Consider the following 22,115-nt stretch of genomic DNA (forward strand, 5'->3'; position numbering starts at 1 on the left):
CAAGTTCTGTTGATACTCATTTAAAAAGAGCATTTTATTTATTAGGTATAAATAATAAAAAAATGTTCATGTCTTATATAATAGAGAATAATACAATAGAACTTGTTGTTCGTATTGCTTTACATCTTAGGTCCTAGATTCTCAGATTAACCAGCGCGGTTCCATTACATTTTGAGTGATCGAGAATTTCAATTCTCTGATGTGGCGATTGAAACTGTGCTAATGGTAGAAGGCGTATTCACTCTGCCATTACGCTAACCCATCGAGAGGTGCTATCCGACATATCGCTATCGATTCAACGCTCACGAGCGGAACACTATCACTTCGGTGTTACAATGCTCAAGTTAGTGAAGTCTATGTCAATGCTAAGGCGCTCAACAACGTCATTAGACTAAGTATGCCTGAAAGAAATACGAGGTATTACTGCCGCAATGATGTCTAGAGATCTTGGTATATCTAGGGAAGAATATCAAGTATGACAACAGGCAGTGTTACAAACACCACGTAAATATCTATCTGTAATAGTAAGATATTTAGGTATATCCGAACTCAGGATGGAGAATATCGAAGGTGTTAAAATTATTGGATATGTTGATGCTTTTTTAAATAAAGAATTATATGAACACTAAAACTTATTATGAGGTAACTAAACCCCAGCTTAACCTCAAAGGAAAAGCCGAGGCTAATTGATCGATATTAAATATCAGTCAACTTAGAACGGCATTTTCATACCTGGTGGTAATTTCATACCGCCGGTAACGTCAGCCATTCTTGATTTGTTTTCTTCTTCAACACGACGAGCAGCATCGTTGATAGCAGCAGCGATAAGATCTTCTAACATTTCTTTATCGTCTTCCATCAATTCAGGATCGATTTGTACACGACGTACGTTATGGCTACCAGTCATAGTAATTTTAACCATACCAGCACCTGATTCGCCAACTACTTCCATATTAGCTAGCTCTTCTTGTACTTTAGCCATTTTGTCTTGCATTTGTTGGGCTTGCTTCATTAGCCCGCCCATTCCGCCTTTACCAAACATATTAAACTCTCTTTCTATCTGACTGTCGCGAACAACAATAAGTAAATACCGATTGCTTCGCACTGAATACTCATACTATATGGGTATCATTAAAAAAAAATCAAGGTTACTAAATCTTTATAACGGCACAATTGAACTATCATCAACAACAGCCCCGAGACGGTTCATAAAGAACTGAATATACTTATCATCATACAAGTTTTTCGTCGCATTCGCTAAGCGTTGTTGATAAATTATTTCTTCAAGTTGCGCTGGCGTTGATTGGTTTGGGTTTTCACCAAAGTTAATCACTAACTCCACAGGCTCAGATAACACTTGTTGTAGCGCTTCGCTTAACTGCTGACGTGACTTGTCATTGGCAAAGTAACGTTGATCTGGATTCATGGTTAATGTAACGCGACCAGGCTCCTGCTCCATCACACTGTGCAGCGCCAATTGACGGACACGCCCACCTAAACTCATCTGATTAATATAACAACACCACGGGTCTGTTTCATCACGTAGCTTATTATCTAACGGTGCAGTAGCCGTTGATTTACCTGACTTTTGTGCCTGGAAAGCGGGTGACAAATCATTAATATCAACCTTAACCTGGCTAAAGCGATCTATTTGACGAACGACGGGTTCAGCAAAGCCTTGCGGTGGATAAGTATTCTGGTCAGGCATTTGGTTATGATAATCGCCCTGCCCTTGATCAGGATAGTTACCTTGATCTTGATACGAATCCAACGGTGGTAGATCTTGCCATGCAGGTGCAGACTGTTGTAAAGACGATTGCTGCATGTTCTGGCTTGCTGGCGGTTCGTTAAAACGATTCTGGCCAGGTTGTGTATTCTGTCTAACAGGTGCTACCGCTTTTTTCGGCGGTACATACGACGATGGAGCCTGTTCACTCTTCGCCGCTGTCGACTTTTTTGCAGTTGTACCTAAACGACTACGTAAGAAGTTACGTGTTTTACGACCTTGGTCAACACTGCTTTCTTCTACTTGCGCTTGCGCAGGAGTTTGACTCTGCGGTTGCTGCTGAGTTGTATTTACTTGCTCATTGTGGACAGGTACGGTTTGTGTCGGTGACATATCCATCGGTTGTGGCGTGTATTCTGCTGCTGCGTTATTTTCTTGTGCAACGCTATTCTGTTGTTCAAAACTGTTTTGCGGCGCGATATTACTCTGTGGCGTTAGATCACCCTGTGGAGCAATACTTTGTGACTCAACTTGTGGCGCTGTATAGCCCTGCGGTTCAGCGGTTTGTTGTTCAAGAGCTTGCGCTTCAACATGGCCCATCGCTTGCGCTGCTTGTAATAGCTCGTTTTGCTCTAGGTTTAAATTCGTAACCGCTTCATCAATCGGTTCAACAAATGGAGCTGCTGGTTGTTGCGTTAATTCTTGTATAGGTTGCTGTACTTTCTGCGGCGCTTGTTCAATCTGTGCTGCAACCACCGTCACCGCTGGTGCGATTGCGACAGGTGCTGGCGTCACATCCCTTTCTGGCGCTTGTAAGCGACCTTGTGGGCGGAACGCTAACATACGTAATATCGTCATTTCTAGCGCACTACGTGGATCAGGTGCAAGCGGTAATTCTTTACGGCCAGTCAGTGTGATTTGATAATATAACTGTACATCTTCTGGTGACATGTCATCACACAAGGCTTTCACTTTATCGGCATGTTCAGTATCAACCACTGACGACGGTAAAATTTGCGCCATAGCAATACGGTGTAACAAACTTGCTAACTCGACGTGTAATTGGTCGAAGTCTGGTCCTAGCGAGCTCACTTCTGCAATCTTCGCCATGCAATTATTCGCATCACCACTGACAATTAAGCGCAGTAGTTGCAACATATGGCTATGATCTAACGTACCTAACATATCTAACACAGTTTGGTGTAATACTTCACCTGCACCGTGAGACAAGGCTTGATCCGTCAAACTCAATGCATCACGCATACTGCCATCGGCCGCTTTGGCGATTGAGTTCAATGCTGACAATTCATATTGGCAATGTTCACGCGATAAAATATGCACCAACTGCTGAGAAATCTGCTCAGTCGTTAGGCTTTTTAAATGAAATTGCAAACAACGCGATAAGATCGTAATAGGCAGTTTTTGTGGATCGGTTGTCGCGAGTAAGAACTTCACATATTCAGGTGGTTCTTCTAGCGTTTTTAATAGGGCATTAAAACTGTGCTTAGAAAGCATGTGTACTTCATCGATTAAGTACACCTTAAAACGACCACGAGCTGGCTTATACTGCACGTTATCGAGTAACTCACGGGTATCTTCAACTTTGGTACGTGATGCCGCATCAATTTCGAGTAGATCAACATAAGAACCTTGATCAATCTCGACACACGTTGAGCATTCGCCACAAGGTTTACTGGTGATCCCTTTCTCACAGTTTAAGCTCTTCGCTAAAATGCGGGCGATCGTTGTTTTACCAACACCGCGAGTACCACTGAGCAAATAAGCATGGTGTAAACGATCTTGCTCTAGCGCATTAACTAAAGCGGTCAGCACATGTTGTTGACCAACAACTTGCTGAAAATTATGCGGGCGCCATTTACGCGCTAAAACTTGATAACTCATAACAGTTCAATGATTACTTAATATTGATAAGCACTAATATGCTCGGGACTGAAAATAGCTGGCAGTCGGCCACCAGCTAATCATGATAATTACGATGATTACTGTTATTACAGTGGCAGCGGATTATTCGCCGGCAAAATCAACTAATTTGGTAATATTAACATTAAGATTATTTAATACAGCTTCACCACCAAGATCCGGTAATGAGATAACAAATGCAGCATCTTCAACGATACCGCCAAGCTGACGAATTAACGAAACTGTCGCAGCAACAGTGCCACCCGTCGCTAATAAATCATCAACGATAAGTACTTTATCACCGGCATCTACAGCATCAACATGGATCTGTAACGTATCTGTACCGTATTCAAGCTCATAGCTTTGCTCGATAGTTTTACGCGGTAATTTGTTTGGTTTACGTACTAAAATAAAGCCTAAACCAAGCGCTTTAGCAAGCGGAGCACCGAAAATAAAACCACGCGCTTCAGTACCGGCAATTTTTGTAAAACCAGCATCTTTAAAACGTTCAACAAGTAAGTCGATTGTCGCTGCAAATGCAGGACCGTTTTCAACTAAGCTTGTTACATCACGGAATATAATGCCTGCTTTCGGGTAGTCTGGAATTGATTTAATACTGTTTTTAATAAACCCGAGTGTATCTTGGTTCATGTTTCAACCTGTTAGTTTGATGAACTATACCCGAGTTACTTCAAGATGCTTGGGTATATATGTCATATCACCAAATAATTTGGGTATAAAACATGTGCTCATATAAAAATAATATTGGAGATAAATTTTATGTAACTGCTTGTTGATATGCAAGCGAGTATTAAGATTAACCCTCCTTTTGAAGAAATTATTATACGATATATTTGGCAATTGTGGTTAATTCTGTTTTAATCGCTCATTTTGCCAACGCAGGACAATAACATGCGCGTAGTTTTAGCCCCTATGGAGGGCGTTGTTGACAATTTGATGCGCGAGTTACTGACAGCGCAAGGCGGTTACGATTTGTGCGTAACCGAGTTTGTTCGAGTCGTTGAACAACTATTACCAGAGAAGATTTTTTATCGTTATTGTGCCGAATTAAACAATGGTTGCCGTACGCAGGCAGGTACCCCTGTACGCATTCAATTATTGGGGCAACATCCAGAATGGATGGCAGAAAATGCAGTTCGTGCCATAGACCTTGGTTCTCACGGGTTAGATATCAACTTTGGCTGCCCGGCGAAACAAGTCAATAAGTCATCTGGTGGCGCGGCATGTTTACGTGAACCTGAACTTGTTTATCAAATCGTAAAACAAGTACGTGACGCCGTACCCGCAGAGCATATAGTCAGTGCAAAGATCCGCTTAGGTTGGGAAGACAGTAACCAAAAGCTAGAAATTGCCGATGCAGTGCAACAAGCGGGGGCGAATGAGCTAACAGTACACGGTCGAACAAAAGCAGATGGTTATCGCGCAGCCGCAATTAACTGGGAAGCCATTGCCGAAATCAAACAATATGTATCAATCCCTGTTATTGCTAATGGTGAAATTTGGAGTCATGCCGATGGCCAACGTTGTTTAGAGGTGACTGGTTGTAACGATTTAATGGTCGGTCGCGGTGCATTAAACTTACCGAATTTAGGTGAAGTGGTTAAATACAACAAAGCACCCATGCCTTGGGCTGATGTAGTCACTTTATTGCGGAACTACTGCCAATTAGAAATCCGTGGTGATAAAGAGAAGTATCTACCCAACAGAATAAAACAATGGTTTAGCTACCTACGTAAGCAGTATCCTGAAGCGGTCGACTTATTTACCCAATTAAGAGCCTTACGTCAGTCAGAAGAAGTGATTAATACACTAAACAACTACCGTGTGTGATCGTTTAAGCGAACTTGACTCTGTTAAATCTCGATGTTAATAATAGTGTTCAACTCGATATCTTATGCATAATTCAAGGATGAATTACCATTGCGCATTACCATAAAAAAAGCCCTTATTAGCGGTATAATCCTACTGCAATTTGTTACGTTAACGACACTATTAGTGTCGAGCTACATCTCGAATCAACGTTCATTCAATTCTCATGCCCACAAGTTAATGATTGATTATGCAGACAATGTTATTAACAATTCGAAACGTTTTCTTGATACTGCAGCAGCAACGACATTATTAAGCAGTGAATTACTCAGCTCAGATGTGTTATCAATTGATCGATCCGAAGATCTTGGTTTATATTTTTTTCAACAACTAAAACAATCTCCACATATCTCAGGGATCTACTTTGCAAATACAAGTGGCACCTTTGTGCATGTGCAACGTGAGCAAGGCTTCAATGAACCATTGTTCTCACGAAAATTCATTACATTTGATACCAACAATGTCTTAAAATCATCACATCTCTACACCCATGATAATAACTTTGCACAGCTTTCCGTAAAAGAAATAACCAAAGAAGCTTACGATCCCCGAGACCGTATTTGGTTTAATAAAGCACTCGATAACGACGCCTTATCTTGGACTGACCCTTATGTGTTTTTCTCTTCACGTAAACCCGGAATCACCAGTTCAATGCCTGTTTATGACAAAGATAACCAATTAATCGGTGTTGTAGGTGTCGATCTGTCCTTAGCCACTATTTCATCCTTTTTTGATAACCTTGATCTCGGAGAAAATAGCACCGCGTTTGTCACTAATCGACTTGGCGAAATCATTGCGTATCCAGACCAAAAAATCATTCAAGATACCGCAAATGAAAGTTTACGTTTTCCACGCATCAATGAAATTAACAATCCAATTGCCTTAACGGCGTGGCAAGCGCTACAAGAAAAAACACAGCTATTTTCAACCGGAAGTACAGCGACAACCGTTACATTTAATTACGATAATAATAAATACCATGGCTTGTTTAAAGAGTTTACACATCACAAATGGCCTTGGATAATCGCTATTTATATGCCAGAGAAATTTTTTCTTAATGAGTTAATCGATAATCAAAAACTGAATATTTTATTTGGCCTAGTGATCAGTATCATCGCGTGCTTAACCTCATTCTTTTTCATCAATCACATTACCGATTCACTCCGAAAAATAAAAATTATTGCTGAAAACATTCGTTGTGGCCAATTTATTAAGACGAATATATCGGAATCTACCTTTGTAGAATTACAGCAAACGCAATACGCGTTTAATAATATGATCGATAGTTTAATTACATCACGCAAAGAAAATGAACAACTGCATTTAATGCTCGAAAAAACCAATGCCGAAACCATAACTCGGCTTGGACTTGCGACAGAATATAAGAATGATTCATCACCCAATCACATTCGACGCGTTTCACGTTATTGCGAAATAATTGCGTTAAGCATGGGCATGCCAAAAGATAAAGCGAAAGAATTACGCGCTGCCGCAAAACTGCATGATTTAGGGAAAATAGGTATTCCGGAGCAAATCTTATCAAAACCCGCAGCATTAACAATGCAAGAGTGGGTAGTGATGAAAACAGCTCCGACTATCGGTGCTAAAATTTTGCAAGATGCCGAATCAGCCACGCTTAAAGTGGCTCATGATATTGCACTAACCTTACACGAGCATTGGGATGGGCATGGTTACCCTAACCAATTACACTACAATGATATACCATTATCCGCGCGTATTGTGGCGGTTGTCGATACCTTTGATACCATGATACATCCCCGTTGCTACAAAAAGGCAATCCCCATTGAAATCGCAATTAATAAGGTTCGAGCACTATCCGGTAGCAAATTCGATCCAAGTGTTATCGCTGCATTTGATCATTGTTTAATGGATATTTTGAACATTTATAAAAAATTATCACCGAGTATTGAAGTTCATCAACTGCCTCGGCGATGCCAATAGACGGTATTCTGTAAACTAAACAAATAGCGAAGTTAATGAGCTAGTTCTCCTGCGCCTTGAAGCGATTGTTCACTATTTTCAACCAAGAGTGCTGTTGCGGTTTGTTTCAACGTTTCCCATTCCGCATCATCAACCAGAATGCCGTCATTCCAAGTATCACGTAGTGCGCTATTTAGTTCTGAAGACTTAATATGTCTCGTGTAACCCGCAGAGTAGCCCGCAATATCAAAACTTTTCACTGATAATTGAATGGTCATATCATGTAACCCACTCCCCGCTAAGTTCAGATGGTCAGATAAAAACAATTCCGGAGACACACAACCTTGATTCAAAATATACAAGGTATTTTGTGGTGACGAACCATTATTCCATTGTGCTTTACATGCTAGTCCTTTAGCAGCTAGCTTCACTAGTTCATTATACGCAAGCCAACGGTTGTGACAATTTTTCAACTCGATAGTCAGGTGTTTTTTACCCACCATTTTTTCAATCGCATAATCAATCACCACAGGCAAGTGACAAGCTAAACTACAGCCATGTAAATCAACCACTAAGCTACCATCATTCGTGGTGAAAATATCAACTGGGCAATCTTTTTCAGCCGTCAAGAATTGTGCGGCATTGTTGAAATGGCCGATACCGTTCAAGCCTACCATCTGCAAACCAGCAACCATATTAGCAATGATATCAGCTTCACCACAGGTACGGCGCATACCAAGAAAGGCTTTGTTAACAACGGCCGTTAATTCATTATGTGAAACAATCATGACGCATCTCCTTCTGCTACTGCTACTGCTTGATTTAATGAATGGGTCGGTAACAACGGGAACAACCACTCACCATCATGAATTTCATTAAGCAAAGGGGCGCCTTGGAAAAAGGTAACCCGCACCCAACGCTCTGAACGAGGATCGAACTTAGTTGCGCCAAATACCGCTAATTTACAACGCAACAAATGCATTGGTAGTGCTGTTTTGTGCAATACGTTCATCTGGATCTCGCCCATGTCTTTATTGCCGAGCGTCCAAACTCGACGTGAAATAGCACGATATTGAGGATGTAGCACTAAAAACTCAGCCAACTGCATGTTTGGTTTACAGATCAATAATGCATGATAAAGGCGATAGGCTTGACGACCAATATCCAGCGGTAACTCACGGTCTTCGCCAGGTTCTTCCCCCCGTACGCCTAAACGTGGTTCTTCCTTGTCTTGTGAACGATACCAAAACCAATAATTGTTTTCTGGTTGCTTAAAATCAGTGTCGATTGCCCAACGATAACGACTTTCCAAGACCGCTAATAAATCTTCAATCCGTTTACCGCTCGGTAGATTTAAGCTTTCATCACAATTCATCTTGGTTTCATAGCTGTCCACTAAATCAGGATTAATCTCCATCAAACATGACAACAGGATCTCCTGGGTTTCCAAGCTATATTGTTGACTGAAATCAACTAACGCCTGCCAGGTAGAGCTCTGGAATAGCACGCTTTCTAACTTATTCAATAAATCATCCAGCTCAACTATTGCGGTCGTATTAAGATCTTGTTGCTGTTCATTAATCGTGATAATTTGATCCAAGTGGCAAAGGGCTTTTTGTAATAAACGCTGCAATGGCTCGCGTTTATTACCAGTAACTGAACTGTTTAATACAGCCGTCAGCGCAGACTCTCGAGATGATAACCACTTATCAACGACACAAGGGTGATTGATTAAGTATGGCGCCATGCCGAGACCTGTTGCATTACCGATACCAAGGTAGCGTTGTAAATCGACATCTAAACTAACCGCCTTCTCACCACCTTGCTGATTGGCTATGTAATGAATCCAATCCAGGCTGAATTCACGTAATATATACACAGCACACATCTGCGCACTGAATGACTGGTTGAAATCGTCATTACTCTCAAGCCAGCCAAAATCGGCAATACCAAACTTGCCATTACCATAAACAGCAGTCGTACGTAGGATGTAACCAACTTCAGCGAGTTCTTTGGTATTCGGTTGTTGACCTTTTGCAAGGTGCGACACTAAATGTTCAAATACACGAACACTTTTGTTTGCCCGTGCTAATACCAATACCTTATTTGGATTCCGTCCTGCTTCTTGTAACGGCACATTTGCACGTAAACATCCCAGTAAATCAGCATCGACATCGCCATAAACAAGGGCGAACGTCACGTCCCATTTTTCGGCAATAACACGATCATTACGCTCTTCATCCGCGATCTCATCACAAAAAATAACTAAGTGATAAACATGTTCCAACGTAATCAATTTATAAATCACATGACCAAAACCTTGTGGTGATAATTGCCAATCATGCTGAGTGACCTGCCAGTTTTGTTGCGCCATTTTACGAACCAAACTGCGCACAAAACTAATTCGATTTTGATGCATTGCACCGAGTCTTTCTGGTGCCATGACGATTTCAGGATCACGCATATAAGTGCCACCACAAATTGAGGGACGAGCATCCATATTATTAACTTCCATTTTAATTATAAGAGTTTTAATTAGGCGGCATGCTCACCGCCTTGCTTCACATTACTTTTTTACCACTACAACCTATAACCTATAACCCTTGGTCTTTCGCCATCTGAATCGCTATTTGTGGTGCGTTCCAAAGTGATGGCAATAAAATTAAAGAAACAGGTACAGCCGTGATAACGATGAAAGATTGCAGTGCCGATATGCCTCCTGAACCAAGTGAAATAAGGACTAACGCGGTTATCCCCATAACCACCCCCCAAAATGTACGAATAAATGCATTTGGTTCCTCTTCACCACTAATCACCACACTAATTGTGTAAGTCATCGAGTCACCCGTCGTCACGATAAAGATCGTAGTCAGGATAAGAAAAAGGACCGAAGTAACCATAGGAAATGGTAACTGTGTTGTGACAGCAAGCAATGCGCCAGGTAGATTAAAGCCCTCAAATGCAGAACTGACTGAACCCGGATTTGCAATTTCAAATGCTAAACCCGAACCTCCCACGATGGTGAACCAGAAACACGTTGTTAGCGGCGCAATAATACTGATCGTGGTCACTAACTGTCGAATTGTTCGACCACGCGAAATGCGAGCAATAAAGATAGCCATCATTGGACCATAACCTAAGAACCAGCCCCAGAAAAATACCGTCCACCAGCTCAACCAACCTTCATCACCACGGTACGTCGCCATTGGAATGAAATTATCGATCAGGCTACCCACACCTTGGATATAGCCATTAAAAATAAAGTTAGTTGGACCAAAAATAAGGATATAGACCATCAATACACAAGCTAAAACAACGTTGTAACGACTGAGCATTTGCATGCCACGATTTAAGCCACTCAATGCCGAAATTGTATATAACGTAATTGCAAATAAGATGATGATAAGCTGCGTAGTAAATCCGTCCGGGATCTCAAACAAAACGTTTAATGCGTAGCTCACCTGTAAACCAAGAAAACCAATAGGGCCGATAGTCCCTGCCGCAACAGCCACGATACAACAAGCATCAATCAAGGCACCAGTATGACCAGTTAGCACGCGTTTACCGAAAACAGGATAAAGTAAAATACGCGGTTTAAGCGGTAAGCCTTTATCATAATGAAGATGCATCACCACGATAGATGTAAGGCTACCAACAATCGACCAAGCGAGAAAACCCCAGTGCATGAATGATTGTGACAATGCGTTGATAGCGGTTTGCTGAACATTTTCTTGTGCACCATACAAGGGTGGTGGACTCACAAAATGTGCAATTGGCTCTGCAGCAGCCCAAAATACACCGCCACCAGCGAGTAAGGTACAGAAGATAATAGCCATCCAACGGAAGCCATCCATTTCAGGTTTAGGCAGTGCACCTAAAACGACATTACCAGTACGACCAGCAGCTAAACCTATGCCAATCAAAAAAGTTAATAACAACAATATTTGCCAATAAGGACCAAAGGCTGTGACAGCCCACGAGAACCCTGTATTCACAAGACTGGATAATAATGCTTCATCGTATAACGCTAAGAGTACAAATAAGGCAAGAAAACTGCCACTGTACCAAAACGCGGGGTTACTAAAACCCAATTTATCCGCTGTAGAATTACTCTCACTTACTGCGCTTTTATTTGAAGAGCTTGAAGCGCTAGCGGTATTGCTACCTTCACTATCTAAGCTCGCCGCTTTCACGCTTTTGATTAAATCTGACATGCTCTGACTCCAGAGGTTTTCTTTGCAATTGCAAAGGTGTATTTACGCCAGCCCAATAGCTTAATCATGAGCTGGTGTTCTATATGTGGGTTATAACTTACGAAATAGGCTCTAATCCTTGCTTTAAAAAGTTAAACCAATTATCACCCAGTACCTGCCCCGCTTCAGACTCTGAGAATCCGTAGCGCATTAATCCGTTATAAATATTCTCCATGCCTGCGCTGCCGCAGAACCAGGGTAATGAGTCCGGCCAGCCTGCATTACTTGCAGAGCCTTCACCGTAATCCATCGCTTTAGACCAGCGACCATTACGCATCCATTCCAATACAGTTTGTGGTTGATTGAGACACAAATCGCTACCAATCCCCAAGTGTTCAACACCCACCATATCGGCCGTTTTCGCGACCATTTGGCAAAAATCATCTAAGGTACACTGGCTACCATTAGGTAAGTGAAATGGGTATAAACTGAACCCCAACAACCCACCACGCGCTGCGAGAGACTTGATCACCGTATCCGATTTGTTACGCAGTGCTTCAAACGCAAACGTCGGGTTGGCATGACTGATACAAATAGGACGTGACGATAAATCAATCGCTTCAAGTGTAGATCTCTCTGCGCTATGTGACATATCGATGAGCATTCCAACGCGATTCATCTCCGCAATAGCTTGCTTACCAAAACGAGTAATACCATTATCATTTTTCTCATAACACCCTGTCGCCAGTAAGCTTTGGTTGTTATAAGTCAGCTGCATAATAAGCAGCCCTTGTTGACGCATCACTTCAATTAAACCGATTTCATCATCAATCGATGAGCAGTTTTGTGCGCCAAAGAAAATACCCACTTTGCCTAATATCTTCGCCTTTTCGATATCAGCAACAGAATGGATCGGCATGATCAAGTCTGCATTTTGTTCAAACCGTAAATTCCATTCCGCAAAACGGCTTAATGTTTCACGCGCTGTTTCGTGATAAACAATCGTGGCGTGAACAGCGGTAATACCACTGCTTTTTAATGTCTGGAAGTACTCTCGATCCCAATTACAATATTGCAACCCGTCAATAACAATCCTTTGGTGATACATACCGACTCCTAACTTTTCATTAACTTAGTGATTATTCCAGAAACTTAATAAGCACGTTGGTAAGCTGTTTTAACCACGGTATAGAATTCTTTTGCATATTGGCCTTGTTCACGAGGTCCAAAGCTAGACTCTTTACGGCCGCCAAACGGTACATGGTAATCCGTACCCGCTGTTGGCAAGTTAACCATCACACAGCCTGTTTGCGCTTGTTGTTTAAACAAGGTACTGGTACGTAGGCTTTGCGTGATGATGCCACTCGTTAAACCAAATCGTGTATCGTTGGTTGTTGCGATTGCTTCATCTAAGTCAGTAACACGGATAACACTCGCCATTGGCGCGAATACTTCTTCTTGGTTCACAGTCCAATCATTTTTAGTATTAACAAACAGTGTAGGCGACATATAGAAACCTTCATGCTCTAAACTTAAACGTTCACCACCGAATGCCAGTTCACCACCACTCTTACGTGCGGTATCAATCCAGTCAAAGTTAGCATCTAATTGCTTACCATCAACAACAGGCCCCATGAACACACCTTCTTCTAAGGCATGACCCACTTTTAGTTCACTCATGCGCTTAATTAATGCTTCAACATAGGCATCATGAATACCGTCCATCACCACAAGACGAGAAGAGGCTGTACACTTTTGACCAGCGCCAGAGAAAGAACCGGCAATCGTCGCTTCAACAGCAATATTGATATCCGCATCATCTGCAACAATAAGTGCATTCTTACTGCCCATTTCTAGCTGGCAACGCACAAAATTAGGGGCTGTTGCAGCTGCAATTTTACGACCCGTATCAACAGAACCAGTAAAGCTGACGCCATTCACTTCGGTTGAATTAATCAGGACATTACCCACTGCCGAACCACTACCAAGTACCAGGTTAAAGGTACCTGCTGGTAAACCTTGACGATGAATAATTTCTGTTAATGCCACCGCACTGGCTGGGGTTAGGTTCGCTGGTTTCCAGATAACGCTGTTACCAAATGCCAATGCTGGCGCAATCTTCCACGCAGCCGTCGCAGTTGGGAAATTCCACGGTGAAATAATCGCAACAACACCAACCGCTTCACGTGTTACCTCAACAGAGACACCCGGTCTTACTGACGCCGCACTATCACCAATTTGACGTAGCACTTCAGCGGCAAAATACTGAAAGAACTGACCCGCACGATAAATCTCACCACGACCTTCTAAAAACGGCTTGCCCTCTTCACTTGAGAGTAAACGGCCAAGTTCATCACAGCGGGCAATCAACTCATCACCGATACCTTGTAGTACCGCTTGTTTTTGCTCTAATGGTGTTTTTTCCCATATTGGCTGCGCATGCTTGGCTGCTGAAATAGCGTGTTGAACTTGCGTTGCACTTGCTTGTGCAAAGTTACCCAGATTTTGGCTAACATCGGACGGATTGATATTAGCGATAGTACTAACACCGGCTTGCCATTCGCCGCCAATGTAAAGTGAGCTTTCTGGTTGCCATTCACCACCGATATGCAGTGAGTGCTGTGTTTGAGTTGTCATACTACTTTCCTTGTTTCGGCTATGCGTTAGATTTGTCTGTATTCTATAAATTAGATCATATTCATTATTATGTTCGGGTTTTGTTTACGCTTAATTTGGGTTTAGCTCGGCGTTAACCGCTGCGTAGACAACGAGTTCCACCAGCATTTCTTCACGGGCGAGTCCGGCTACCACGATTGCGGCACGATTTGGATAAGGAGCCTTAAAATATTCGGCATATACTTGATTAACGGTTGCAAGGTACTCGCGGTCGGTCACGTAGATTAAAACTTGCAGTACAGAATTAAGTGATTCGCCTGCACACTCTAAAGTATGCACCAGGTTATCGAGCGTTCGACGTGTTTGAGCCTCAATACCGCCGTCAACAACAACGCCAGTTTGATCAATAGGGATTTGCGCAGTATATAAGGTGCCATTATTGACAATAGCCCATTCAAGGGGAGCCTTAGACGCAAATAATTCAGTTTGTACAGGGTAGCTTTGAGTTTTCATGTTTACATCCACTTTGTAACGGCTTTGTTTCAATATTGTGAATACTGACATTTGACTCTTGATAAATCTAACGGTAAATTCTGTTCGTTTGATAAGAAAAATTTATCACCCTGCAAAAGTGTGATCACTAATATGTTTATAGGGCATTAAAGATATGGATATTAAAATACAACAATTGAGACATTTTGTTTTAGTCGTCGAAGAAGGTGGATTTCGCGCGGCATCGAATCGGGCGAACCGTTCTCAGGCTGCGCTGTCGACCTCAATCAAAGAACTTGAACGTACTTTAGAACAACCACTTTTTGAAAAAGGTAATAAATCAACTCTCACGCCTTTTGGTCAAATTTGCTTACCAAAAATCACGCAATTTCTGCATATTTACAAGACATTAAATAACGATCTACGCGCTGCGGCAGCAGGCCAACAGGGACGAGTTCGTATTGCCAGCGTACCATCAGTGGCAGCAAAGCTAATCCCTAACGTGCTGGGGCGATTTTGTAAGGAATACCCCAATGTTGAGGTCAGTTTAATTGATGATAATGCCGCTGGTGTCGAAGCAAGGTTACTTTCTGGAGAGGTTGATTTAGCATTGGGTAACTGTGCAAACTTGGAAATGGAGGCTGTGGACTTTACACCACTGATTGCGGATCCGATTGGCGTTGTCTGTTTAAAAGATAACCCGATAACAAAACACACTAACGGTATTGAATGGCGCGAATTACTTGATCAACCCTTTATCCACAATGGTACTTGTACCCTGCTCGAACCCACAGCAGCACGGGTTCTCATTGATAAGGCGCTTTATTCAGTAGAGAATATAACCTCTTTATTTTCAGTATTAAAACTCGGCATTGGCATAACCACACTGCCTAAATTCGCATTTCCCAACAATGAAACCGATTTGGTGTGGCTACCACTCATCGATCCGCCTTTAGAGCGCCAAATTGGTATTTTTAGACTTGCAGATCATACAATTTCGCCCCAAGCACAAGCATTTTATAAATTATGTATTGAACACCTCATCTGCTCCGATGAGCTTGATAGCTGATAAATCTATGGAGCATTTATCCTATTATTAAGGCGTTCTCAGCTATCTCGATATTACCAACGGTGAACTGTCATTGTGTACTTTAGCTAATGCATCGTCCCACATGAGTCCGAAATCATAAAGAGCGTCTGAACGACTTCTAAAACGAGTATCAGCCATGAACATTATATTTTGGGTAACATAATCTCTGATACAAATTAAATAACCACAGTCCTCTCTTATACTAACAGCACCAAATATATATTCGTGATTACTGATTAATGTATAAATGATATGGACAAATTCTTTTCTGTGTATTCCTTTCATAGCTATTACCACCTAAGTTCTATTACCGAATATTGCAACTCTGAGTATACATACTCAACTATAGGTAAAAAATAGCTTTATCACAGAATTTTTTCTATAAAAAAGCCCTCTCACATTATTTATAAAAAACATGCGATAAGGGCTATATATCATATAGATTAGTTTACTTAATCTAGTAATTTAATGTCTAAATTATGTCTTGCTTAGTCTGCTTAATGACTACTCAATAATTAAAATAGTGCCATCCACTGCGACGATTTTAACTCGTAGACCTACCTCTCTGATTTCAACTGCCGCAGACTCACTTAAACGTGCATTCCAATTAATACCAGAATGGCGAACTTTACCACCATTGATAGTGACAGGTTCACTTACAGGTACCATTTGACCGATCATATCACTACTGGTGTCTGGTACGAATTTATCGCCTTGAAAGTGCTTAAGCGGTTTCCATAAAAGCAGCGTACTAGTCGCCGTTAATAGTCCCACAGATAGAACTTCAAGTTCCCATCCTGCAATCACGCTCAAGTTAACTAATAAGCCAGTCGCGAGGCAACCAAGACTGAAAAATAACAGCGGACCACTTAAACCAATCACACCCAGTTCAACGACTAACGCAATCGCCCCAATAACATAAAGTAATTGATCGTGATTATTTTGTAAGTAATCGATTAATGAATCCATTTCGTAAACTCCATTCAATGGTTACCCAAGCGTGTTATTCCGATAATTTTAATGCGCTAGATATAGCAATCGCTTGCGCGACCGTATTACCTATATTCTCGCTGGTTTTACCGTCTGTTAATATGACAGAACCTTCCGCGGCAATGGCTTTGTGCGCCGCAATCGCATCTTGGGCAAGCGTTAAACGTACAGCTTGCTGCCCTTCACTGGTTATTGCTGCAGCACCAACCACACTTAACGCGGCAGAATCGGCATTAGCGACCAATCTAATTGCTTCTGCTTTACCTGTTGCTTCCAAAATTTGTGACTCTTTACTCGCTTCTGCTGCTAATACCAGTTCTGCTTTTGCGGCTTCTGCATCGAGAACCCGGGCTTGTTTCAAACCTTCAGCTTTGGTAATCGCCGCGGTTTTAACACCTTCCGCAGTCAGGATCACGGAACGTTTTTCACGCTCTGCAGTCATCTGTTTTTCCATGTCTTCTTTGATTGAGGTAGGTGGCGTAATGTCTTTAATCTCATAACGTGTAACCTGAACACCCCAAGGTTGGGTCGCATCCGTCATCGCGGCCAAAATACTCGCATTAATCTTATCTCGATTTTGGAAACATTGATCGAGTTCCATCGAGCCAATTGCATTACGCATTGTAGTTGTCGCTAACTGAATAACCGCTAATTTATAGTCGGTAATATTATTCGTTGCAGCAGACGCATCAATCACTTTCATAAACAAGATGCCATCAATTTCTAATGAAATATTGTCTTTGGTGATAGCGAGTTGTGACGATATGTCTAATGATTGTTCTTTTAAGTTACGATCTGCAGCAACCTTTTGCACAAATGGAACGATAAAGTTAAGACCCGCTTGTAATGTGCCGCTATAGCGCCCAAACGTATAAATAACATAACCTCTATTTTGCGGAACAAAGAGTATGCCTCTTTGAATTGCGTATATAACCACAACAGAGATCCAAAGCCAGGGTGTTAATAGTATGTCAATTGCAGTTTCCATAAATTTGTATCCTTAGTATTTGATGTTGCTTTGCAACCATTAAATCATTATTGAGCGAAACGAATGCCAGTATTGAAATACAGCGTTAAATACACACGTCTCAGTATTATTTATTTAAACAAACAATACCTTATTGTAAGGCGTTCCAATAGTAAAAATCCTTATAAATGACAACTAAAGTCTAATTTTATATCTATATTTAGATATTACATCCATAATTAGCATCGGAAATAAGAGCAAGAACACTCGCATTCGTTAATTCCAGCCTTAACTCCTCCGATGTTTAGTGAAATAAGGCTGTTTTGAGCGTAAACGAACATTTATATATTGAGACCTGACGCTTCGGGCAGTAATATAAGCACTTATTTGAAAGTATGTATTTACTGTGTAGGGAATGTGATGTCATTTATACGAGGCTGTTTAGCTTTTATCTTTTGGGTTATAAATTTATTGTTTTGGGCGACCCCCATCATTATTTTAAGCCCAATCAAATTACTGCCAATTAAAGTACTACAGACTCTTTGTTCTTCATTGCTAGTTTGCTTTGCAAGTAATTGGATCAAGGTTAACGGGGTGATAGAACGCCTAATTCATCCAGTAAAAATTCATCTGCACAATGCTGATGTCGAACTATCTGAAAAAGAATGGTATATGGTCATTGCGAACCATCAATCTTGGGTTGATATCCTGATCTTGCAGCGTGTATTAAATAAAAAGATCCCCTTCTTAAAATTTTTCTTAAAGAAAGAACTTATCTTTGTTCCTTTCTTAGGCATGGCTTGGTGGGCGCTAGACTTCCCGTTTATGCGTCGTTATAGCACTGCTCAACTAAAGAAAAACCCGAAGTTACGCGGTAAAGATATCGAAATAACACGCAAAGCTTGCGCTAAATTCAAATCAACCCCTGTCAGTGTGATGAATTTTGTTGAAGGTACACGTTTAACCTCCGAAAAACATAACAAGCAAAAATCACCATTCAAGCACCTGCTAAAACCAAAAGCAGGTGGATTAGCGTTTGCACTGTCTGCATTAGGTGATCATATTCATAAAGTGGTTGATGTTGCAATTTATTACCCAGAACAAACACCCACATTTTGGCAATATATATGTGGTGAAGTAAAAGACGTACATGTACATATTAGCGTATCTGAAATTGATGCCAAGATGCGCGGCGACTATCAAAAAGACCGAGCATTTAAAATTGGTTTTCAGCAACACTTGAATCAACTTTGGATAGAAAAAGACGCCATTCTAGAAACAATGGCGCAAAGTGACTCTACAATAACAGATGAAAATAAAACCGTAGAAATCAATTCAACCAATTAATTCTGCTCTATATTCTCTAGACTGAATCCATCCTAAGCCGCTCTATTTTATTATTAGATATATAGCGGCGGCTTAATTGGAATGACTAGTACGATAAAATAGCCTGAAAGATTTTGTATTGATATCATAACGAACCAACGGGCTATTTTTCTCGTTATCAGTCAGCTTAACTGTCATTTAATAACATTTATTTGCCAATTTTAAATGCTTAGGGGTTTCTGTTGGACAAATTTTATAGACAAAGTCATGCCTTAAACGGTGATATTGACTATCTTGAATATAGAAACACTTTTTCATTTCAGCTAATTCTTCATCACGGTAGCTTGCCAATGGTTTTTCAGCTTCATGTTGTTCGCGCACGGCACGTTTGTTAGCAATTAAACTTCCAAATTGAGCGCTATTAGCAAGTTCACTACAGTTCTGACTTAGCTGCAGGGTAAAATCTAAATCATCGTTAGTAAAAACCGAATCCACAAGTCCAATATTAAGTGCTTGTTTGGCTCCCAAGGGTAAACATTGCTGTGTTAACAGCTGAGCTTGCTTTTCCCCAACACGTTTAGGCAGGCTATATGTCCAATATTCTGAACCGTAAAGACCCATAGATTTATAATGAGGGTTAAGTATAATACCTTCACGGGCAAAGACATAATCACAGGCTAATGCGAGCATTACACCTCCAGCGCCAGCATTATTACCAAGTGCGGCAATCGTTAACTTGTCTTTGGTTTCTAGTACAGATTTAACAAAATCATTAATCGCATTGATATTTAGCCAAGACTCTTGCGCACTATTTTCTGCTGCTTCAATAGTATTGAGATGGATGCCGTTACTCCAAAATTCATCACCTCCCATTAAAACGATAGCATTTATATCGCGCTGACAAACCTCATGATAAGCCTCAATAAGAGATTGGCACTGAAGCGTACTCATCGCGCCATTATGGAAATTAAAATATAAGTAACCAACATTATTCCTTTCCGAATAACTAATTTCTTTAAACGTTTTCAATTTATGATCCGCTAATATTGGCAACGCTAGTTCATCAATTTCAACGAGTGTTGGGCCTAACACCTCTGTAGCAGGAAGCTTAAAATAACTTTGCTGTTGATTTTTTTGCTGCTTAAGATGGCTGATCCAAATCAAACCATCTTTAGTAGCAACTAAAATGGCTCCTCGACGTTTACCAATTATTTGCTTAGGTTTAGCATTAAAGGGCTTTCGCATTTCAGCTTCTATATGTACGCCAAACAGATACACTTTGTTATGATTAAACTCGTCCAATACGCCTGGAAAACTATCGGCTGCATTAATTTTAGCAAGGACTTGTTCTGTCGTATCATTTAGCCAATCAATAGTCCGTAATGGCTGACGCATTAAAGGCTTAAGCTCACCTCTTACATCATCATTTGAATAATTCAAAGCTTCAGGTTGAAAGTTATCTTGCTCTAAACAGGTAATTAATTGATCAACTAACTTTATAGCTGTATTTGATACCTCTTTTCGATACAAACTCGCTTTGCTTCCTTTCCGCATAGTAAAGTTATCCGTGACCCAGATATCACCAGCATCCATTTCAGAATCTGCCTGTAAAGCAGTAACACCCCATTTAGCCTGCCCTTCGATGATAGCCCAATCAAGCGATGAAGGACCTCGGTCCCCTTTAATACCAGGGTGAATAATAATGGATAAATAATCACGCCATATATCTTCAGGAATGCGCTCTTTCAGAAATGGACACAAAATTAATTCTGGTTGAAACTGTGCGAGTGTATTCCGTAGTTCTAATTCGTTTACTGCGAAATTAACATTGATCTGGTGACCTTTATAACTTAAATGTTGCTGGACCCGTTGCGAAAGACCGTTAAATGCTGTGACTAACAATAGAATGCGCATGGTACTCCTCTAGCTGCATATTATGCTGATGAATTATGATTTTTTGCTGTAAGAAGCTTCTGTAGAGCATCTTCTAAAGCTAATTAATCTGCTTGGAATTAAACCGCAGATACCACTTACGAGGTACACACTAAACATTTTATTTCATTTAGCAACAACACTTGCCTCTAACCATTTATTTTGTGAGATAGCTTTAATTTATTGCCAACGTTTTATCGTATTACCGCACTAAATTTAAGGTTAAATAAGGGGGTGTATTCCGGTGCTCAAAGCTCTCTATTTACGACCCAACAAGACACTTAACACTTAGATATCAAAAGCATAACAATATTACAACTACTGCTTAACACCTAAATTTCACTCTCACTATAAATATTAAAGAAAATTAAACACCTATATTTAACAACACTTCCATTACTATCCTTACACTCCATGACACTTTGGTACAACCAGTCAGTTTATAGCTTAACTTTTGTTTCAACTATGTTATAAAACTCTAATCTACTTCAAAAGTATTAAAGGAAAATTATGTCTACAGTTACATTTCAAGGTAATCCAGTGAGTCTTTCTGGTACATTTGCTGAAAAAGGAACACAAGCACCGAACTTCACATTATGTGGTGCAGATCTAGCAGACATTACGCTACAAGATTTTGCGGGTAAGAACGTTATCTTAAATATCTTCCCTAGTATCGATACGCCGGTATGTGCGACAAGTGTACGTACATTTAATGTTGAAGCTGCAAGTAAAGAAAATACCGTCGTACTCTGTATTTCTGCAGACCTACCCTTTGCAACAGGTCGTTTTTGCGAAGCAGAAGGCATTAAAGGTGTTAAAACTGCTTCTTTCTTCCGCGCACCAACATTTACAGAAGATTATGGCGTTAATTTAAACGAAGGCGCATTAGCTGGTTTAGCGAGTCGTGCAGTTGTTTGTTTAAATAAAGAAGGCCTTGTTGTACACAGTGAATTAGTCAGTGAAATTACTGATGAACCGAACTATGCAGCAGCGCTAGCAGCACTATAAGTAGCATAAGTTAAGATCGCATTG

At 40.9% G+C, this 22,115-nt stretch carries 17 protein-coding genes; 5 read left to right on the plus strand and 12 right to left on the minus strand.

Annotated elements, in window-relative coordinates:
• Window positions 1–712 precede the first annotated feature (712 nt).
• The 3 genes from AKG98_RS06550 to apt form a co-directional block, all read right to left on the minus strand.
• Window positions 713–1,042, minus strand: a complete 330-nt coding sequence (locus tag AKG98_RS06550) for a YbaB/EbfC family nucleoid-associated protein (protein WP_045110960.1) — start codon at window positions 1,040–1,042, stop codon at window positions 713–715.
• A gap of 117 nt (window positions 1,043–1,159) precedes the next feature.
• Window positions 1,160–3,628: a DNA polymerase III subunit gamma/tau gene (dnaX, locus tag AKG98_RS06555; RefSeq protein ID WP_067043106.1), complete on the minus strand. Its 2,469-nt coding sequence runs from the start codon at window positions 3,626–3,628 to the stop codon at window positions 1,160–1,162.
• Between the two features lie 123 nt (window positions 3,629–3,751).
• Window positions 3,752–4,297, minus strand: coding sequence for an adenine phosphoribosyltransferase (apt, locus tag AKG98_RS06560; protein ID WP_067043109.1), 546 nt, complete (start codon window positions 4,295–4,297; stop codon window positions 3,752–3,754).
• A gap of 261 nt (window positions 4,298–4,558) precedes the next feature.
• Here apt and dusC point away from each other — a divergent pair, with 261 nt between their 5' ends.
• Both dusC and AKG98_RS06570 read left to right on the plus strand, forming a co-directional pair.
• Complete coding sequence (gene dusC, locus AKG98_RS06565) at window positions 4,559–5,497, plus strand: tRNA dihydrouridine(16) synthase DusC (protein WP_067043112.1); 939 nt, start codon at window positions 4,559–4,561, stop codon at window positions 5,495–5,497.
• 90 nt (window positions 5,498–5,587) lie between these two features.
• The gene (locus tag AKG98_RS06570; protein ID WP_067043115.1) at window positions 5,588–7,498 is read left to right on the plus strand and encodes an HD domain-containing phosphohydrolase; all 1,911 of its coding nucleotides are present in this window, start codon (window positions 5,588–5,590) and stop codon (window positions 7,496–7,498) included.
• A 32-nt stretch (window positions 7,499–7,530) separates the two neighbouring features.
• Here AKG98_RS06570 and AKG98_RS06575 read toward each other — a convergent pair whose 3' ends face one another.
• From AKG98_RS06575 to AKG98_RS06600, 6 genes are all read right to left on the minus strand, one after another.
• Window positions 7,531–8,265 carry a DUF3726 domain-containing protein gene (locus AKG98_RS06575; protein WP_067043118.1) on the minus strand — a complete coding sequence of 245 codons (735 nt, stop codon included), beginning with the start codon at window positions 8,263–8,265 and terminating at the stop codon, window positions 7,531–7,533.
• Complete coding sequence (locus tag AKG98_RS06580; protein WP_067043120.1) at window positions 8,262–9,977, minus strand: hypothetical protein; 1,716 nt, start codon at window positions 9,975–9,977, stop codon at window positions 8,262–8,264. Before AKG98_RS06580 ends, AKG98_RS06575 begins: the two co-directional genes overlap by 4 nt.
• Window positions 9,978–10,071: 94 nt before the next feature.
• Window positions 10,072–11,691, minus strand: coding sequence for a BCCT family transporter (locus AKG98_RS06585; protein ID WP_067043124.1), 1,620 nt, complete (start codon window positions 11,689–11,691; stop codon window positions 10,072–10,074).
• Window positions 11,692–11,788: 97 nt separating this feature from the next.
• Window positions 11,789–12,778 carry a membrane dipeptidase gene (locus tag AKG98_RS06590; protein WP_067043127.1) on the minus strand — a complete coding sequence of 330 codons (990 nt, stop codon included), beginning with the start codon at window positions 12,776–12,778 and terminating at the stop codon, window positions 11,789–11,791.
• A 44-nt stretch (window positions 12,779–12,822) separates the two neighbouring features.
• Window positions 12,823–14,307: an aldehyde dehydrogenase family protein gene (locus tag AKG98_RS06595; RefSeq protein WP_067043131.1), complete on the minus strand. Its 1,485-nt coding sequence runs from the start codon at window positions 14,305–14,307 to the stop codon at window positions 12,823–12,825.
• A gap of 90 nt (window positions 14,308–14,397) precedes the next feature.
• On the minus strand, window positions 14,398–14,799 hold the full coding sequence (locus AKG98_RS06600) for a RidA family protein (protein WP_067043134.1): 402 nt from the start codon (window positions 14,797–14,799) through the stop codon (window positions 14,398–14,400).
• Between the two features lie 154 nt (window positions 14,800–14,953).
• Between AKG98_RS06600 and AKG98_RS06605 the strand changes: the two genes are divergently transcribed.
• Entirely contained in the window at window positions 14,954–15,847 is an 894-nt protein-coding gene (locus AKG98_RS06605; RefSeq protein WP_067043137.1) for a LysR family transcriptional regulator, read from the plus strand.
• A 525-nt stretch (window positions 15,848–16,372) separates the two neighbouring features.
• On the opposite strand, the gene AKG98_RS06615 is transcribed toward AKG98_RS06605, so the two are convergent.
• On the minus strand, window positions 16,373–16,837 hold the full coding sequence (locus tag AKG98_RS06615; RefSeq protein WP_067043145.1) for an NfeD family protein: 465 nt from the start codon (window positions 16,835–16,837) through the stop codon (window positions 16,373–16,375).
• Between the two features lie 34 nt (window positions 16,838–16,871).
• Window positions 16,872–17,846: an SPFH domain-containing protein gene (locus AKG98_RS06620; protein ID WP_067043148.1), complete on the minus strand. Its 975-nt coding sequence runs from the start codon at window positions 17,844–17,846 to the stop codon at window positions 16,872–16,874.
• A 399-nt stretch (window positions 17,847–18,245) separates the two neighbouring features.
• Between AKG98_RS06620 and AKG98_RS06625 the strand changes: the two genes are divergently transcribed.
• Window positions 18,246–19,172 (plus strand): acyltransferase, encoded by a 927-nt coding sequence (locus AKG98_RS06625; protein ID WP_067043151.1) that lies wholly within the window; start codon window positions 18,246–18,248, stop codon window positions 19,170–19,172.
• A gap of 177 nt (window positions 19,173–19,349) precedes the next feature.
• On the opposite strand, the gene AKG98_RS06630 is transcribed toward AKG98_RS06625, so the two are convergent.
• A complete protein-coding gene (locus AKG98_RS06630; protein ID WP_067043154.1) occupies window positions 19,350–21,065 on the minus strand; it encodes a hydrogenase maturation protein in 1,716 nt (571 codons plus the stop codon).
• 528 nt (window positions 21,066–21,593) lie between these two features.
• Between AKG98_RS06630 and tpx the strand changes: the two genes are divergently transcribed.
• A complete protein-coding gene (tpx, locus tag AKG98_RS06635) occupies window positions 21,594–22,091 on the plus strand; it encodes a thiol peroxidase (RefSeq protein WP_067043157.1) in 498 nt (165 codons plus the stop codon).
• Window positions 22,092–22,115 lie beyond the last annotated feature (24 nt).

The organism is Moritella sp. JT01 (assembly GCF_001574435.1).
Taxonomy (GTDB): domain Bacteria; phylum Pseudomonadota; class Gammaproteobacteria; order Enterobacterales; family Moritellaceae; genus Moritella.